At 70.7% G+C, this 15,390-nt stretch carries 18 protein-coding genes; 8 read left to right on the plus strand and 10 right to left on the minus strand.

The annotated features are described in order from the left end of the window. Positions 1 to 50: 50 nt before the first annotated feature. The 6 genes from ACP15J_RS02745 (at position 51) to arr (ending at position 5,134) form a co-directional block, all read left to right on the plus strand. A complete protein-coding gene (locus tag ACP15J_RS02745; protein WP_424935578.1) occupies positions 51 to 329 on the plus strand; it encodes a hypothetical protein in 279 nt (92 codons plus the stop codon). Between the two features lie 10 nt (positions 330 to 339). After that, positions 340 to 1,455 (plus strand): N-acetyltransferase family protein, encoded by a 1,116-nt coding sequence (locus tag ACP15J_RS02750; RefSeq protein WP_424935577.1) that lies wholly within the window; start codon positions 340 to 342, stop codon positions 1,453 to 1,455. After that, entirely contained in the window at positions 1,452 to 2,561 is a 1,110-nt protein-coding gene (locus ACP15J_RS02755; RefSeq protein ID WP_424935576.1) for a GNAT family N-acetyltransferase, read from the plus strand. Before ACP15J_RS02750 ends, ACP15J_RS02755 begins: the two co-directional genes overlap by 4 nt. A 100-nt stretch (positions 2,562 to 2,661) precedes the next feature. Next, positions 2,662 to 3,363 carry an ABC transporter ATP-binding protein gene (locus ACP15J_RS02760; RefSeq protein ID WP_424935575.1) on the plus strand — a complete coding sequence of 234 codons (702 nt, stop codon included), beginning with the start codon at positions 2,662 to 2,664 and terminating at the stop codon, positions 3,361 to 3,363. Further along, positions 3,360 to 4,676 carry an FtsX-like permease family protein gene (locus tag ACP15J_RS02765; protein ID WP_424935574.1) on the plus strand — a complete coding sequence of 439 codons (1,317 nt, stop codon included), beginning with the start codon at positions 3,360 to 3,362 and terminating at the stop codon, positions 4,674 to 4,676. The genes ACP15J_RS02760 and ACP15J_RS02765 overlap by 4 nt, the downstream gene beginning before the upstream one ends. A gap of 47 nt (positions 4,677 to 4,723) precedes the next feature. Next, the gene (gene arr / locus ACP15J_RS02770; protein ID WP_424935573.1) at positions 4,724 to 5,134 is read left to right on the plus strand and encodes an NAD(+)--rifampin ADP-ribosyltransferase; all 411 of its coding nucleotides are present in this window, start codon (positions 4,724 to 4,726) and stop codon (positions 5,132 to 5,134) included. 19 nt (positions 5,135 to 5,153) lie between these two features. Here arr and mutM read toward each other — a convergent pair whose 3' ends face one another. From mutM to ACP15J_RS02800, 6 genes are all read right to left on the minus strand, one after another. After that, complete coding sequence (gene mutM, locus ACP15J_RS02775) at positions 5,154 to 6,047, minus strand: bifunctional DNA-formamidopyrimidine glycosylase/DNA-(apurinic or apyrimidinic site) lyase (RefSeq protein WP_424935572.1); 894 nt, start codon at positions 6,045 to 6,047, stop codon at positions 5,154 to 5,156. Positions 6,048 to 6,071: 24 nt separating this feature from the next. Beyond that, complete coding sequence (gene rnc, locus ACP15J_RS02780; RefSeq protein WP_424935571.1) at positions 6,072 to 6,764, minus strand: ribonuclease III; 693 nt, start codon at positions 6,762 to 6,764, stop codon at positions 6,072 to 6,074. Positions 6,765 to 6,771: 7 nt separating this feature from the next. Then, positions 6,772 to 6,981 carry a 50S ribosomal protein L32 gene (rpmF, locus tag ACP15J_RS02785; protein ID WP_013586329.1) on the minus strand — a complete coding sequence of 70 codons (210 nt, stop codon included), beginning with the start codon at positions 6,979 to 6,981 and terminating at the stop codon, positions 6,772 to 6,774. A 2-nt stretch (positions 6,982 to 6,983) separates the two neighbouring features. Continuing rightward, positions 6,984 to 7,478, minus strand: coding sequence for a DUF177 domain-containing protein (locus ACP15J_RS02790; protein WP_241753778.1), 495 nt, complete (start codon positions 7,476 to 7,478; stop codon positions 6,984 to 6,986). Positions 7,479 to 7,603: 125 nt separating this feature from the next. After that, a complete protein-coding gene (gene coaD / locus ACP15J_RS02795) occupies positions 7,604 to 8,101 on the minus strand; it encodes a pantetheine-phosphate adenylyltransferase (RefSeq protein WP_197220452.1) in 498 nt (165 codons plus the stop codon). Between the two features lie 9 nt (positions 8,102 to 8,110). Then, positions 8,111 to 10,288 (minus strand): ATP-dependent DNA helicase RecG, encoded by a 2,178-nt coding sequence (locus ACP15J_RS02800; protein ID WP_424935569.1) that lies wholly within the window; start codon positions 10,286 to 10,288, stop codon positions 8,111 to 8,113. An 84-nt stretch (positions 10,289 to 10,372) separates the two neighbouring features. Here ACP15J_RS02800 and rsmD point away from each other — a divergent pair, with 84 nt between their 5' ends. Further along, positions 10,373 to 10,981: a 16S rRNA (guanine(966)-N(2))-methyltransferase RsmD gene (rsmD, locus tag ACP15J_RS02805; RefSeq protein ID WP_424935568.1), complete on the plus strand. Its 609-nt coding sequence runs from the start codon at positions 10,373 to 10,375 to the stop codon at positions 10,979 to 10,981. Here the strand turns inward: rsmD and thiL are convergent. Beyond that, complete coding sequence (thiL, locus tag ACP15J_RS02810) at positions 10,951 to 11,949, minus strand: thiamine-phosphate kinase (RefSeq protein WP_424935567.1); 999 nt, start codon at positions 11,947 to 11,949, stop codon at positions 10,951 to 10,953. The genes rsmD and thiL overlap by 31 nt on opposite strands. Before the next feature lie 23 nt (positions 11,950 to 11,972). Here thiL and ACP15J_RS02815 point away from each other — a divergent pair, with 23 nt between their 5' ends. Next, the gene (locus ACP15J_RS02815; protein ID WP_424935566.1) at positions 11,973 to 12,479 is read left to right on the plus strand and encodes a DUF3515 family protein; all 507 of its coding nucleotides are present in this window, start codon (positions 11,973 to 11,975) and stop codon (positions 12,477 to 12,479) included. A 34-nt stretch (positions 12,480 to 12,513) separates the two neighbouring features. On the opposite strand, the gene ACP15J_RS02820 is transcribed toward ACP15J_RS02815, so the two are convergent. The 3 genes from ACP15J_RS02820 to ACP15J_RS02830 are packed head-to-tail and all read right to left on the minus strand — an operon-like array spanning position 12,514 to position 15,389. Continuing rightward, positions 12,514 to 13,593 carry a D-alanine--D-alanine ligase family protein gene (locus tag ACP15J_RS02820; RefSeq protein WP_424935565.1) on the minus strand — a complete coding sequence of 360 codons (1,080 nt, stop codon included), beginning with the start codon at positions 13,591 to 13,593 and terminating at the stop codon, positions 12,514 to 12,516. Continuing rightward, the gene (locus ACP15J_RS02825) at positions 13,499 to 14,644 is read right to left on the minus strand and encodes an NAD(P)H-dependent glycerol-3-phosphate dehydrogenase (protein WP_424935564.1); all 1,146 of its coding nucleotides are present in this window, start codon (positions 14,642 to 14,644) and stop codon (positions 13,499 to 13,501) included. The genes ACP15J_RS02820 and ACP15J_RS02825 overlap by 95 nt, the downstream gene beginning before the upstream one ends. Continuing rightward, positions 14,634 to 15,389 carry a lysophospholipid acyltransferase family protein gene (locus tag ACP15J_RS02830; RefSeq protein ID WP_424935563.1) on the minus strand — a complete coding sequence of 252 codons (756 nt, stop codon included), beginning with the start codon at positions 15,387 to 15,389 and terminating at the stop codon, positions 14,634 to 14,636. The genes ACP15J_RS02825 and ACP15J_RS02830 overlap by 11 nt, the downstream gene beginning before the upstream one ends. Position 15,390 lies beyond the last annotated feature (1 nt).

Raw genomic sequence — 15,390 nt, forward strand, 5'->3', positions numbered from 1 at the left:
GCCATACAGCTCCCGCGCGTCCCTTCGCTTTCTCCCAGAAAGAGACGATCGTGAACACCACGCTCAATGCTTCGCACACCTCGAAGCACGCCCCTCCCACGACGGGGCAGCAGAACCACCCCACCGTCGAGTTCCCCGGTGAGGAGGAGCTTCAGCGGCTCTCGCTCGCCGATCGGGTCACGCTGCGCCTGGCACTGCGGGTGCTGCGCCGCGCGCAGTGCGCGGAGCAGTTGGCCGAGCGACACGCCCGCAAGGAGGAGGCGCTGCGTCTGCGCGCCGACTACGAGCGACGTCGCCTGGACAGGGCCTCTCCGATGCAGATCCTGTGAGCCTTCCCTCATGATCACTGTCACGAGCGGAATGGCTCCGCCCCTGCCTCTCCCCGACGGCGTCCGGGTCCGTCCCCTGATCCTTCCGGATCGGGCGGACGGCCCCGGCTCCGCCGACCTCCGCGCGCTCGCCCCCGTCCGCAACGAGGTGTACCGCGCCGTGACCGGGCGCCCCGACGACGATCGCACCCCGGCAGAGCTCCTCGCGCTCCTGCGCTCCACCGCCGACACGGTGCGGCTCACGTGGCTGATCGAGGCGGACGGCGACCTCGTCGGACGCGCAGGACTCGTCCTGCCGCAGGAAGCGGACACGACAACCGCGCGGATGAACCTCGAGCTGCTTCCGGGCGTCTGGGGACGAGGCATCGGCTCGGCGGTCTATCCGCTGATCGAGCAGCAGGCACGAGCCCACGCCCGCTCGACCCTCGAACTGTGGGCGGAGCAGCCGGCCTCCGATGGCCCTCGCCTCACCGCGCCGACCGGCTTCGGCAGCGTTCCGGACGATCGGATCGCCCGCTTCCTGCAACGTCACGGATTCCGCCTGGAGCAGGTCGACCGGGTGAGCACGCTGGAGCTGGACCCTGCCGTGCGCTCGCGTCTCGGCCGCCTGCTGGCGGACGCTCGCGCGCACGCCGCTGAGTACCGGCTGGCACGCTGGGCGTACCCCACACCCCGGGAGTATGTCGACGGCTACGCCTGGGCCAAGTCCCGCATGTCGACCGACGCACCCTCAGGCGGGCTGTCCGCCACCGAGGAGGCGTGGGACGAGACCCGCGTACGCGACTTCGAGGATTTCCGCCTCGCCGGCGACGGACACGCGGTGGTCACCGCCGCCCTGCATATCCCCAGCGGGAGGCTCAGCGCCTACACCGAGCTCTCGATCGGAGCCGACCGCACCGCGAGCACGCACCAAGACGACACCCTTGTCCTCGCCGCCCACCGCGGTCATCGGCTGGGGATGATCGTGAAATGCGCGAGCCTGCTCGGCTGGATGGACGAGGTGCCTTCCAGCCGACACGTCATCACCTACAACGCCGAGGAGAACCGGCCGATGCTCGACATCAACGAGGCCATCGGCTTCGCCCCCGTCTCCTACGAAGGGGCCTGGAGAAAGGACCTGACATGACCACCGCCGACGACACGACGCTCACGATCGCGCCGCTGACGATCCCCGCCTCCCTGGACGCCGCAGACGCCGCAGACTTCCTCTCCTTCGCGGAGCTGAACCGGCGGATCTGCGCGCTCGACGCCGGCCGCCCGGAGATCGCCCCGGATGCGACCGAGATGCTCCCCGCCTGGCACGACCCGACCGACGAGCTGTCGCTCGGCTTCGTCGCCCGACGCGGCGACGAGATCGTCGGCATGGTCGCCGTGTACCTCGCCCAGGAGGAGGACGCGAAGGTCGCCGTGTTCGATCTCCTCGTCCTTCCCGAGAACTGGGGATCCGGTGCGGAGGAGGCACTCCTCGCCCAGGCCGAGGAGGAGGCGAGGAGTCACGGACGCACGAGCCTGCAGACGTGGACCCTGCACCGTGCGGAGGCGATCACCGGGGCCGACCCGACGGAGCGGATGCTGGTCCCGCCGACGGGCTGGGGACGTGTCCCCGTCTCCCCTCTGGCGGGTCTGCTCGAGCGCCACGGCTTCTCCCTCGAACAGGTCGAGCGCAACAGTGAGTTCGACCTGCGCACCGACCCCGCGCCCCTGGAGGCGATGCTCGCCGCCGCCGTCGCACAGGCGGGGCCGGACTACCGTCAGGTCGCCTGGCTGCTGCCCACCCCGCCGGAGCGGCGCGAGCAGTTCGCCGCGATCCTCGCGCGGATGGCCACCGACGTTCCCAGCGGAGCCCTCGAGATCGACGAGGAGGCGTGGGACGCCGCGCGGGTCGAGCGGCGTGAAGCCCAGTTCGCCGAAGCGGGTCAGCTGGTCTCCGTCGCCGCCGTGGTCCACGAGCCCAGCGGAGCCCTCGCCGCGTACAACGAGCTGGTGATCGGAGCCGACCGCGCCGCGACCACCCATCAGTACGGCACGCTCGTGCACGCCGACCATCGTGGGCATCGGCTCGGCACGATCGTCAAGTGCGCGAATCTGCTGCGCTGGCGGGAGCTCGTCCCGGGCTCGGCGGTGGTCTCGACGTTCAACGCCGAGGAGAACCGGCCGATGCTCGACATCAACGAGGCCATCGGCTTCGCGCCGGTCTCCTCCGCGGCCGCGTGGCAGAAGACCCTGGACTGATCCGCCGCGGGGTGGGCCTCATCCCCGCGGATGACGCCCGCCCTCTGATCTCCTTCTCCAGGCCGACGAGCCGGAGGCCCGCGTTCGAGAAGCTGGAGCCATGAACGCTCCTGTCCTCGACGCCCGCTCCCTGACCAAGGCCTTCGGTCCCACGCGTGCCCTCGCCGGGGTCGACCTGACCGTCCTCCCCGGCGAGTCCGTCGCGATCATGGGCGCCTCCGGGTCGGGGAAGACGACGCTGCTGCACGTCCTCGCCGGCATCACCGCCCCCGATTCGGGGCAGGTCCTCTTCACTCCGCCGGGCGGCGGGACGGTCGAGGTCACACGCCTCCGCGAGGCCGCCCGCTCCCGACTCCGCCGAGAGTCCTTCGGCTTCGTCTTCCAGCAGGGACTGCTCATCCCCGAGCTCACAGCGATCGAGAACGTCGCCCTCGCCCTCATGATCAACGGCGTCTCCCGCCGCGAGGCGATCCAGCACGCCGCGGGATGGCTCTCCTCGCTCGGTCTCGGCGGGTTCGAGGATCGACGGATCGGTGAGCTCTCGGGGGGCCAGGCCCAGCGGGTGGCGATCGCCCGTGCTCAGGTGACCGGCGCGCAGGTGGTCTTCGCCGACGAGCCGACCGGCGCCCTCGACTCGCAGACCTCTGCCGAGGTCATGGACGCGCTCCTCTGGTCGACGACGGGGCAGGGCCGCACGCTCGTCGTCGTGACGCACGACGCAGACGTCGCCGCGCGCTGCACGAGGACCGTCGCCGTCCGCGACGGTCGCATCCTCTCCGCCGTCCCCGGAGTCTCGGCATGAACCGTCACGTCCTCGCCGTGCTCCTTCGGCCCGCCCATGGGCAGGCCGGTGTCATCGCCCTGCCGGTCGTCGCCTTCGGCGTCGTCACCGCGCTCGTGCTCACGATCCTCGGCGGCGCGCAGACGTTCTGGACCTGGACCGACGACTTCGCGCCGATGTACTGGATCCTCGTCTCGATCGCCCTCGCCCTCCTGATCGTCCCGCTCCTCGGGCTCGGCGGCGCCGCGGCGCGGCTCTCCGCCCGCCGGCGGGACGAGCGCCTCTCCACACTGCGGCTGCTCGGCGTCACACCGGCCGGGGTGACGATAGCCACGGTCGTCGAATCGGTTCTCGTCGCCGCGATCGGCGCCGCCGCGGGCCTGCTCGTGTCCCTCGCCATCACTCCCCTCGTCGGTCTCGTCCCGTTCCGCGGCCAGGCGCTCGGCGCCGCCGCGATCATCCTCCCCGCCTGGCAGATCCTCGCGGTGGTCGGCGCCGTGCTGCTCCTCGCCGCGCTCAGCGCCGTCATCGGGCTGCGTCGAGTGGTCATCTCGCCGCTGGGCGTGCGCATGCGGGCACAGGCGACACCCGCGCACTGGATCCGCGCGGTGGTCGTCGTCCTCGTCATCGCCGCCGCCTTCGGTGCCGTGAACCTCTTCCCACAGCTCGGCGGCTTGACCGGCCTTCTCCTCCTCGGCGGTGTCTTCGGGGCGGCGCTCGCCGTGCTGAACCTCGTCGGCCCGTGGGCGCTGAAGGTCTCCGCCCGCGTGCAGCTGCGGCGCGCCGAGCGCCCGGAGCGGCTGCTCGCGGCACGGATCGTGCTCGACGCCCCCAAGGCGGCATGGCGTCAGGTGAGCGGGATCGCGATGGCGAGCTTCATGGCGGTCTTCGCCGGCACCGGTGTGACCCTCATGAGCGACCTGGGCGACGCCGGCGGGCCGCCGGAGCAGGCGCAGCTCGTCGCCGACATGCGCACAGGGCTCGTGATCACCCTCGTCGCCTCGTTCCTCATGGTCGCGGCATCCGTCGGCGTCAACCAAGCGGCAGGGATCCTCGATCAGCGCGAGCTGAACCGGAGCCTGCACCACCTCGGCATGCCGCTGGAGACCGTCGACCGCGCGCGACGCAGAGCGATCATGTCGCCGCTGCTCGTCACCGCCCTGGGTTCGGCGATCTGCGCGGGGGTCCTGATCTTCCCCTTGCTGGGCATCGCGATGATCCTCGCTCCGATGTCGCTCGTCACGATCGCCGCCGTGCTCGCCGCCGGCGTCCTGCTCGTCTGGGCGGTCACACGACTCACCCGCCCGCTCCTCGCCCGGGAGTTCGCCAGCTGACTCGCGTCACCCGGGTCGTGGCGTTCGTGAGCCGGTAGCCTGTGCCCATGAGCGCCGAGCAGGAGAAAGGTCCGTTCTTCCATGGCACCAAGGCAGATCTGGAGGTCGGCGACTTCCTCACGGCGGGGTTCCGATCCAACTACCGGCCGGAGATCGTCATGAACCACATCTACTTCACAGCGCTCGAAGACGGCGCCGGTCTCGCCGCAGAGCTCGCCGCCGGAGACGGCGAGCCCCGGGTGTACCTCGTCGCACCGACCGGCGAGTTCGAGGACGACCCGAACGTCACCGACAAGAGATACCCCGGCAACCCCACCCGCTCCTACCGCAGCGCCGAGCCGCTCCGTGTCCTCGGCGAGGTGCACGACTGGACGAGGCAGACACCCGAGGCGCTGCGGACGTGGCGGGAGCGGATCGCGGCGCTCATGGAGGACGAGCGCGGCGAGATCATCAACTGACCGCCCGGCTCCACGGGCCTCACCGCCGCCGCTGACACCGGGGGCAGTAGTGGGATGAGCGGTTCATGAAAGCCTCGCGCCTGATCGGGCCGCCGCACCGAGGGCACGCCTCTCCCCCGCGACCATAGGCGTTGAGCGAGTGCGCAAAGTACCCCGCCTGGCCGTTGACGTTCACATACTGGGCGTCGAAGCTCGTGCCGCCCTCGGCGAGAGCCTTGTGCAGCACCGCACGCACCTCGGCGAGGAGGCGTGCGGTGGAGCGTGCGGAGAGCGCGCTCGCCGAGGTCTCGGGATGGATGCGCGCCGCCCACAGCGACTCGTCGGCATAGATGTTCCCGATCCCGCTGACCAGGCCCTGATCCAGCAGCACGCGCTTGATCCCGCTCCTCCGGCGACGCACGGCCGTGCTCCATGCCTCATCGTCGAAGGCCGGGTCGAGCGGATCTCGTGCGATGTGCGCGACCTGCGCTGGGATGAGCGCATGGTCGCTCCCCCGTCCGGCGGGACGCGCATCGACCGTCGGCACGAGCGCGTCGATCGCGAGCGACCCGAACGTGCGCTGATCGGCGAAGACGACCGCCAGCTCACCGTGCTCGGGGTGCTCGACGAACAGGCGGATCCGTTCATGACGCTCGGGTTCGTCGCCGGGGCGACGCAAGAGCATCTGGCCGCTCATCCCGAGATGTCCGACGACCGCGTGCTCGCCGCTCCCGAGGGGCATCCAGAGGAACTTTCCGCGCCGGACGACACCGTTCACCTCCGCCCCCTCCAGACGCGCGACGAACTCTGCCGTCCCGCCTGAATGGCGAGTCAAGGCTCGCTCGTCGAGCACGCTCACGGCAAGGACACGGGCGCCGCTCAGCGCCGGAGCAAGCCCCGCTCGGACGACCTCGACCTCGGGGAGCTCAGGCATCGCGGGTCCCCCGGACCGGCGAGCTCAATCGCGCCCGCCGAGGACACGCCAGGCTCGCAGCGCGGCGGCCATCTCGGCCGTCTTCTTGCTGCTCCCCTCGCCCGTCGTCGTCACCTCGCCGACGACGACGGTCGCCGTGAAACGACGGTCGTGATCCGGGCCGGTGGACTCGACGGAGTACAGCGGAGGCGTCGCGCCCAGGCGCGCGGCCAGCTCCTGAAGGCTCGTCTTCGGATCCATCGCCGCACCGTAGCGCTCCGGATCGGCGAGGAGCGGTTCAGTGAGGCGAAGGACCATCGCCGTGGCCGCCTCGGCCCCCGCCGAGAGGAACGCCGCGCCGATCACCGCCTCCATCGTGTCGGCGAGGATCGAGTCCTTGTCGCGGCCGCCGGTCTGCTCCTCGCCACGCCCCAGGAGCAGGTGGTCTCCGAGCCCGATGGTGCGCGCCACCTCGGCGAGGGCGACCGTCGACACGACACTGGCCCGCCGCTTCGCGAGCGCTCCCTCATCGAGGTCGGGAAGGGTCGTGAAGAGCATGACCGTGACGGCCTGGCCGAGCACGGAATCTCCGAGGAACTCAAGGCGCTCGTTGTGCGGGACACCGCCGTGCTCATACGCATAGGAGCGGTGCGTCAGCGCCAGCTCCAGCAGCCCCGGGTCGATGTCGACGCCGAGGGTCTCCCCAAGAGGCCTCGTCCCCGTGGGGACCTCTGTCACGATCGCGTCAGACGTCGGCGACCTTGCGGCCCTTGTACTCGAGGAAGAGCTCGGTGCCCTGCGAGTCGGTGACGACCTTCGCCTGGTGCGGGCGGCTGTAGACGACCTTGCCGTTCTCGATGGTCTTGACGAGGGCGGGAGCCTCCGCCTTCCACTGCGCGCGACGCGAGCGGGTGTTCGAACGGGAGACCTTGCGCTTCGGAGGGTTACCGGCCATGGCTATTTACCTTCTGTGTTCTCGGGCCCGCGGTCTGCCGCGTTCCCTTGGTCTGTGATCTGCTGGAGCGCGCTCCACCGAGGATCGATGGGAGCCGTTCTCTCCGTCCCGGTGCTCTCGGTCAGCCGTTCGCCGGTCTCGGGGTCGAGACCAGGGCAATCCGGCTGACACACCGGCTGAAACGGGAGCGACAGTACGATCGCGTCCCTGACCAGAGTTTCAAGATCCACGTGGTCGTCTTGAACCTCGAAGTCGTTCGCTTCTTCACCAGGATAGGCGAAAAGCTCTTGAAACTCGACTTCGACAGGCTCTTCGATCGGATTGAGGCAACGACCGCACTCGCCGCGGTAGGTCGAGTCGACCGTCGCCGAGACGAGAATCCCCTCGTGGACGGACTCGAGCCGCACGTCGGTGACGACCTCGGTGCCCTCCTCGACCGCGACGAGCCCTTCCCCCCACCGCTCGGTCAGGCGGACGACGATCTCGTGCTCGCGCATCTCGCCCGGGCGCCGGACGATGTCGCGGACCGGAAGCACGAAGGGTCCGTTGAATCGAGTCTTCACCACCCCAGTCTACCGACAGCGTCTGAGGGCCGACTGGGCTCGCGCCGGGTTCAGAGGGGTCAGAGTCCGCGAGCGCCCGTGTCCAGGAACCGCGCCACCGGCGGCGGCACGAAGGGCGCCACGTCTCCTCCGAGAGCCGCGACCTGACGGACCAACGAGCTGGAGACCAGAGCGTGTGCAGGGTCTGGCAGCAGGAAGACGGTCTCGATGTCGGCGAGATGCCGGTTGACGATCGCCATCGGCGACTCGTAGGCGACATCGACCTGGGAGCGGATGCCCTTGACGAGCACACCCGCGTTCACGTCGCGCGCGTAGTCGACGAGCAGGCCCATGCTCCAGGAGCCGACGATGACATTGCCCTCCACACCGTCCTCGGCGATGGACTCCTCCAGCAGCGAGAGCCGCTGAGCCACCGGTAGCATCGCCTGCTTGTCCGGGTTGTGCACAACCAGGACGTGCAGCTCGTCGTATAGCCGAGCGGCACGGCGGATCACGTCCAGATGCCCGAGAGTGGGCGGATCGAAGGAACCCGGGACGACGGCGATCCGGCTGCTCATGCGTCCAGCCTAGCTCTTGGCGAGCGCGGCCCTGTCGTCCTCGCTGAGCCGCCGGTCGATCGCCTGGCGGAGTCCGGGATGCGCGACGAGCGCTGGATCCTCGGCGAGGATCCCCTCCGCGATCTCCCGCGCGCGGACGATGAGCTCGGCGTCCTTCACGACGCGCAGGAGCTTGAGCGAGGAGCGGATGCCGGACTGCCGAGCGCCGAGCACATCGCCCTCTCCTCTTAGCTCGAGATCGATCTCGGCAAGCGCGAAGCCGTCCAGAGTCGCAGCGACAGCGTCTACTCGCTCGCGAGCCGGTGTCCCCTGCTCAGCCTCGGTGACCAGCAGGCAGAGTCCCGGCACGCTCCCCCGCCCGACCCGGCCGCGAAGCTGGTGCAGCTGCGAGACGCCGAAGCGATCCGCATCGAGCACGATCATCGTCGAGGCGTTGGGGACGTCGACCCCGACCTCGATCACGGTCGTCGCCACGAGGACGTCGATCTCGCCACGCCCGAAGGCCTGCATGACGGCGTCCTTCTCGTCCGCCGACATGCGCCCGTGCAGCCCCGCGAGACGCAGTGCGCCGATCCGCGGATGCGTGGCGAGCGCCGCGAGCAGCTGCTCGACGCCCCACCGCGGACCCGCCGGCGCTTCGCCCTCGACCTCGGCCGCCTCCTGGTCGGCTTCGGCCTGCCCCTTGTCGGTGTCGATCGCCGCGCACACGGCGAAGACCTGGCGCCCTTGCGCCACCTCCTCCGCCGCCCGTTCCCACACACGTGCGAACCACCCCGGATGATCGGCCAAGGGCGCGACGAACGTCTCGATCCCCGCTCGGCCGGCCGGCATGCTGCGGATCACCGAGGTGTCGAGGTCGCCGAAGACCGTCATGGCGACGGTGCGAGGGATCGGCGTCGCTGTGAGGACCAGCGCGTGTGGACTCGCGCCCTTCGCACGCAACGCCTCGCGCTGTTCGACGCCGAACCGATGCTGCTCGTCCACCACCACGAGCCCGAGGTCGGCGAAGGTCGTCTTCTCGCCCAGCAGCGCATGCGTGCCCACGACGATCAGGGATTGGCCGGAGGCGACCCGCAGAGCGGCGCGGCGGCGCTCTGGCGCGGACATCTGACCGGTGAGCAGCGTCGGCATCACTTCGGGGGCGAGCTTCGGGCCGAGCATTCGGGTGATCGAGCGCAGATGCTGGGCGGCCAGCACCTCGGTCGGCGCGATGAGCGCTGCCTGACCGCCAGACTCCGCGACCTGAAGCATGGCTCGAAGCGCGACGAGGGTCTTGCCGGAGCCCACCTCCCCCTGCACCAGCCGGTTCATGGGCGAGTCCGCGACGAGGTCGGCTGCGATCGTCGCACCGACCTCGACCTGGTCCGCCGTGAGGGGGAACGGGAGGGCAGCGTCGAACCGTTCGAGCAGCCCTCCGGGACGCGCCTCGCGACGAGTCGCGGCGAGAGCGCGTACGGCGAGCCGCTGTTCGAGCAGGGCCGTCTGGAGTGTCAGCGCCTCGTGCATGCGCAGGGTGCGCACCGCCGGCCCGATCTGCTCTTTGCTCTGCGGCCGATGCGCCTGCTCCAGTGCCGTCCGTGCGTCGAGCAGCCGCTCATCGAGCCGCAGGCCGTCGGGGAGCGGCTCGGGGACGTGCTCCAGCGCGTCCAGGGCGATGGCCACGAGCTTCTCGATCTGCCAGGTGGCGACCGCAGAGGTCGCGGGGTAGATCGGGATCGGGCGGGTCACGACCGTGTCGGCCTTGGTCCGCGCTTCGCCCTCGTCGTCGAAGAGCTCGTACTGAGGGTGCGCGAACTGGGTCACGCCCTTGTATCGACCGACCTTGCCGGAGAAGACGCCCCGGCGCCCGAGACGCAGCTCTTTCTCCCGCCATTCGAGCTGACCGCGGTGCTTGCCGAAGAAGGTCAGCGACATGCGCCCCACTCCGTCGCCGATCGTCACCTCCATCATCGCCCCTCGTCTTGCGCGCATGTCGCGGACGGTCACGGACATCACCTCGGCGACGATCGTGACCGTCTCGCCGACCGGCAGATCGAGGATCGGGGTCAGCTCGCCCCTGCTCGCATACCGGCGAGGATAGTGCGAGAGGAGGTCCGCGACGGTCGTCATGCCGAACGCCTTCTCCAACGCCTTCGCGTGGGAGCTGCCGAGCGCGGTCTCCAGACGCGTCTCCAGGGTCACCGACATGCCTCCGAGTCTAGAGTCGCGGGCGGACACGCCTCCTCCGCCGGCGGACGCCAGGACGCGAGGGGGAGCGCATAGGGTGATCGGGTGACGAGAATCATCGCCGGGGTCGGAGGCGGGCTCCGCCTGGAGGTCCCCGGGACGGGCACACGCCCGACCAGCGACCGCGTGCGCGAGTCGTTGTTCGCCGCCCTGGAGGCGGCAGGCGGGATCGACGGCGCCCGCGTGCTGGACCTCTACGCGGGCTCAGGCGCCCTTGGCCTCGAAGCGCTCAGCCGGGGCGCGAAGTCCGCCGATCTCGTCGAGCGGGGACGGGCGGCGGCTGCCGTCGCCCGTCGCAACGCGGCGAAGGTCGACGCAGCGCTCGGCGGAGGTCGACGCGCGTCGGTGCACGAGAGCTCTGTCCGGGCCTTTCTCTCGCGCGCGGCCGGCCCCTACGACCTGGTCTTCAGCGATCCGCCATACGACCTTCCGGACAAGGACCTGACTGCCGACCTCGTCGCTCTGACACCGCTCCTCGCCTCAGAGGCCCTCGTGCTGATCGAGCGTGCGCGCCGCTCCGCACCGCCGGACCTCGCCGCCGCGGGGCTGGAGCCGATCCGCGACCGCGCCTACGGCGACACGGCGCTCTGGTGGGCGACGCCGTCGGCCGGGACGCCGAGCGTTCAGCCGCCGGCCGCGTCCCAATCACGGTAGGGATCCCACCCGAGGGGGCCCACCGCCACACCGTCGACCGTCACCGGGACATCCGGCACCGCCTCGACGGCACGACCGATCTCGCGGAACCCGGAGGGAAGCACGTCGGGCGGGAACGTGGCGAGCAGCGCATGGTCCTCGCCGCCCGCGAGCGCGCGTCCCGGGTCCGGGCCCAGGGCATCGCGCCGGAGCGCCAGAGTGACGTCCGACGCCCGGGCAAGGCGATCCGCGTCGAGAGCGAGGCCGTCCGAGACGTCCATCATCGCCGTCGCGCCGGCGACGGCCGCGAGAGGGCCGAGCCCGATCGGCGGGGCCGGACGCAACTGCGCCGCGACCAGTGCACCTTCACCCTCGGCGAGTGCGGCGACGTCGACGGGCACGGGCTCGCCGTCGCGGCGGAACCTGCCGAACAGCACGGCCAGCCCTGCCCCGGCCGCGCCGAGCTCTCCCGCCACCGCCACGACGTCTCCGGCCCTGGCTCCCGAACGGGTCACCGGATCACGACCCTCCAGATCGCCGAGGGCCGTGACGGCGACCGTGAGCACATCGGAGACCGTCAGATCGCCGCCGACCACCGCGCAGCCGGGCGCGAGGGCGTTGCAGGCGTCGCGCAGCCCGTCCGCCAGCCGCTCCACGAAGGCGACCGGCATGTCACGCGGGATCGCGAGCGCGACCAGGAGGGCGGTCGGGCGCGCCCCCATCGCAGCCACGTCGGCGAGGTTCACCGCGGCGGCCTTCCAGCCCAGGTCGTATCCGCTGGACCAGGCCAGCCGGAAGTCGGGTCCGTGCACGAGCGTGTCGGTCGTCGCGACGACGCTGCCCGACGGAGCAGCGATCACCGCGGCGTCGTCCCCGGGCCCGAGCAGGCTGTGCGACGCCACAGGAGTACGGCGCAGGATGGCACGCAGGAGAGTTCCCTCGGGTACGTCGGCGATACGGGGGTCGACCGGCTCTGCGGGTTCGGACATGAAGTCAACGGTAGCCTGGAGCCATGCCTCGACTTCGCCGCTCCGGGATCGCCTTTGCCGCCCTGGTGGCGGTTCTCGGGGTCTCCGGCTGCTCGACGACCCAGCCGATGGTCGCCGCGCCGGCAGCGAACGACCCGCTCTGCGCCGAGGTGATGGTCCGCCTCCCGGAGGCGCTCGAGAACGCCTCCGGCCCGACTCAGGACCGGGTGTGGACCGACGCGCAGGCCACCGGCGCCTGGGGCACGCCGACGGCGGTGACCCTCCGATGCGGCGTGGAGCCTCCGGGCCCCAGCACGCTGCGGTGCGTGACCTTCCAGAACGTCGACTGGCTCGTCGACCCGCAGGAGGGGACGCGCCTGGTCCGGCTGATCACCTACGGCCGCACGCCCGCGGTCGAGGTGCGCGTCGACAGCAGCAAGATCAGCCCCGACGGTGTCCTCGACGCCCTGGGGCCGAAGCTCACGAAGCTCCCCTCGGCCGCGCGTTGCACCGCCCCCGAGACCAAGCCGTCCACACCGCCACCCCAGTGAACCGGAAGGGCGTCCGCGGCGATCGCGTGAGCCGTCAGCGACGCAGACCGGTCTCGATCAGCTCCGTGATGAGGTTGCGGTAAGATAGACCTGAGGCGATCCAGCACTTCGGGAACATCGAGATCGGCGTGAAGCCGGGCATCGTGTTCAGCTCGTTCACGATCACCTCGCCCTCGACCGTGAGGAACACGTCGACGCGAGCCAGGCCGCGACCCTCGACGGCTTCGAAGGCGCGCGCTCCGGCGTCGCGGACGGCCTCGACCTCGGCCTCGGTGAGGTCGGCGGGGCAGACGACGTCCACACCGTCGCCGCCGAGGTACTTGCCCTCGAAGTCGTAGAAGTCCCGAGTGGTCAGCACGATCTCGCCCGGGACCGAGACCCGAGGCCCGTCCCCGCCTTCGAGCACCGCGACCTCGATCTCGCGTCCCACGACTCCGGCTTCCACGATCGCCTTGTCGTCCTCTGCGAACGCGATGGCCATCGCCGCGTCGAGGTCTGCAGCGTCCGTCACCTTGGACACGCCCACGCTGGACCCGGCGCGTGCCGGCTTGACGAACAGCGGCGCGCCGAGCGCGCGAGCCTCGTTCCGCACACGATCGGCGTCGGCATCCCACTCGCGACGACGCACGGTGATCCACGGCGCCACTGGGATGCCGGCTGCCTGGAGCGCGACCTTCATGAAGTGCTTGTCCATGCACACCGCGGAGTCCAGCACCCCGCCGCCGGCGTATGGCACGCCGATCGTGTCGAAGAAGCCTTGGAGGGTGCCGTCCTCGCCGTGCGGCCCGTGCAGAAGCGGCAGGACGGCGTCGATCGTGCCATACGACTCGACGACATCCCCGCGCGTGACACGCAGCGTCCGATCGCCGCCAGGCTCCGGCCACTGCACACGAGTGCCGTTGTCGACCACCTCTGGCAGATGCCCCGCGTCGAGAGGGAACTTGTCGGGCTCGTCGTCCTCCAGCACGAAGGCGCCCTCGCGGGTGATCCCCACCGGGATCACGTCGTACCGCTCGCGGTCAATCGCGCGCAGCACCCCTCCCGCCGTGGCGGAGCTGATCGAATGCTCGCTGGAGCGCCCGCCGAAGAGCACCACCACTGCCTGCTTGTCCATTCTGGGTCCTCTCCCCCTGGGGGGTGTCGTCGTCGGTGGTCAGATGAGGCGCGATGTCCCGCGGGTCCATGGTGCCGTCCAGCACCATCTTGACCTGCTCGACGATCGGCATCTCCACGCCGGCGGCGCGGGCGAGCTGCAACACGGGCGCGATGGAGGCGAGCCCCTCCGCCGTCTGCTGCATCTGCTTGACCACGTCCTGGTATCCGTATCCCTGGCCGAGCAGACGCCCGGCGGTGTTGTTGCGGCTGAGCGGTGACTGACAGGTGGCGATCAGGTCGCCGAGACCGGCCAGTCCCTGCAGAGTCTCGGGCTGCGCGCCGTTGGCGACCGCGAAGTCGGTCATCTCGACAAGGCCTCGGGTGATGATCGACGCCTTGGTGTTCTCCCCGTAGCCGACGCCGTCGACGATGCCGATCGCGACCGCGATGAGGTTCTTCAGCACTCCGCCGAACTCCGTGCCGACGACGTCCGTGTTCACGAAGCTCCGGAAGTACCGGTTGCGCGCGGCACGCGCCACCGCGTCGGCCGTCTCCTGGCTGTTCGAGGCGATCACCGCCGCCGTCGGCTGCTCACGGGCGATCTCCAGGGCCAGGTTCGGGCCGGAGGCCACGGCGATCCGATCAGGGTCGCAGCGCAGCTCCTGCTCGATCACCTGGCTCATCCGCAGGCCGCTCCGGCGCTCCACCCCCTTCATGAGGCTCACGACAGGCGTCTCCCTGTTCGAGAGCAGCGGGCGCAGCGCCTTGAGGTTCTCGCGCAGAGACTGACTGGGGACGGAGAGGTAGACCTGTTCGGCGCCGTCGAGCGCGCGCGCGAGCTCGTGCGTCGCGGTCATAGCGCGTGGCAGATTGACGCCGGGCAGGTACTGCGAGTTGCGCTTGGCCTGGGCGATCTCGTTCGCGAGCTCCGGCCGGCGCGCCCACATCGTCACCTCCGCGCCGCCGTCGGCGAGGATCTTGCCGAAAGTCGTTCCCCAGCTGCCCGCGCCGATCACCGCGACCCGGAGGCCGGAGCCCTTCTGGCGCGAGGCCGTCGTCCTAGGAGTCAAGGCGTCCCGTCTCCTTCTGCCCGTGATCGGAGGGGTTCCACCTGGTCGCCGGGGCCTTCTCTCCGCGAGCCTCTTCCAGCAGGGCGGTGATCGCGGCCATGAGCCGGTCCGTGGCCTCCTTGAGCGCGGTCGCCTCGTTCGCACGCCCACGCAGATCCGACAGGTCGACCGGCTCGCCGATCAGCACCTGCACGCGCTTGCGGGGCGGCCACAGGCTCAGCCCCTTGGCGTAGCGACCCATGATGTTCTGCGTGCCCCACTGGGCCATCGGGATGAGCGGGATGTCGCCCGCGAGCGCGAGCCGCACCGCGCCGGACTTGCCGCGCATCGGCCAGAGGTCGGGGTCGCGGGTCAGCGTCCCCTCGGGGTAGACGATGACCCCGCGTGCGTGTGCGACGAGCGCGGCGGACTGGGCGAGCGTCTGCTTCGCTGCCGCGGCCGACGAGCTCCGCGCGACCGGGATCATGCCCGTGCGACGCAGCGCCCAGCCGACCACGGGAATCCGGAACAGGCTCTCCTTCGCCATGAACCGAGGCGCCCGGCCGAGCCGCCAGACCGCGACGGCCACCACGAGCGGGTCGAGCTCGGAATAGTGGTTGGGCGCCAGCACGAACGCGCCGTCCCGGGGCAGACGCTCCCTCCCCCGGAACTCCAGCTTCGCCGCGAACGAGACGAAGGGCACGACGAAGACAGCGAGCAGCCAGAAGAGGCTGGGCCGCGTCTTCTCCTTCGAAGCTCTGCCCATC

Source organism: Microbacterium sp. S308A+ (assembly GCF_049800815.1).
In the GTDB taxonomy this organism is placed as follows: Bacteria; Actinomycetota; Actinomycetes; order Actinomycetales; family Microbacteriaceae; genus Microbacterium.